This window comes from Oleiphilus sp. HI0079 (assembly GCF_001635105.1).
The window spans coordinates 1-1,097 of sequence record NZ_LWFT01001402.1 but is presented as its reverse complement, the minus strand read 5'-3'; the positions used below and the strand labels follow the sequence as shown (position 1 = coordinate 1,097).

The 1,097-nt window shown below is 48.9% G+C and carries 1 pseudogene; it reads right to left on the bottom strand.

What is annotated here, in order from left to right:
• Positions 1–1,097: pseudogene (locus A3750_RS26625) on the bottom strand (C4-dicarboxylate ABC transporter); the annotation flags it as partial.

The following is a 1,097-nucleotide window of genomic DNA, read 5'->3' as shown; positions in this document are numbered from 1 at the left end:
ACATAGCGGTTGCCGCAAGAGCTAGCTGTCTTCGAGTGCCTGCCGCTCGCAGCTCGTGATAGATCACTGCGCCAGCAGCAATAACGAAGATGCCCGAACCACCGGTATAGGCCGTTGGGATGGCTGCAAGAATGACAACAAATACGACCAATAGTTCTGGTGGTAGCTTCCATGGTTTGAATAGAGCTAGAACCAGCGAAGCAAATCGTGTTTGTTTCAGCATCATACCGATCCAAACATACAGGCCGACGTTCAGGAACATGTCTGAGAGATCTAGAAGCTTGTCGAGATAAATGCCGAGCGCTGCTGGGTTAGATTTGTTGCCCTCGCCCAGCCCTAAGAAGAAAAATAGCGCTGCGATGATCGTCATCGTTGCATAGAGTGGGACTGCCAGTAATGCCCTGCCTATATTCCCTCCAGGGGAAAGATTAGGGCCGGGTCGGAAAACATTGATGGCGCTCATTATTGTTAGAATGGCAAAGCCATATACCCATAGCTCGTGGATAAACACAGCTTCAGGTGTCATCTTAGAGCCATCGGAGTGTGCGAGTGTTCGAAACGCGACAGATGATGCCAATAGCAAGCCATTCGCAGCTAATTGGGAGACGCTCGCGACCTTATGATCGAGGCTCGACATCACTGGCCTCATCGCGATGTGGTGTCGGCTAAAGGTCGCTGTAGTAGCACAGAGAAGGATGAGTGCGATCAGAATAAACTTCTGAGACATTATCCCAAAAGCGATTACCTCTGACACAAAAAGCTCTACCGCACGGAATACCTCAAGAGACGGTGTAACCCGAGATTTTGTTTCCTCAAAGTTAGCATACTCTTTAACGCAATCAACTCGAGCATTCTCTATTGACTGACGAATCAGCTCTGGGTCTGCTGGCTCAGCATCAAAAAGACCGAAATCGTCTTCTTCTGAGCTCTCAGCTAGACGTGCTTGAACGGCCTCTTCGACATTTAGCTGAGGGTCACAAGTCGGTTGAACAGGATCAACACGAAGTTTGTAGTAGCCCTCCCAGTAATGTTCACCGATCCGTAGGATCTGATTGTGAATATCACTACTGGTACTAAAAATGACGACGAGCAAAAGC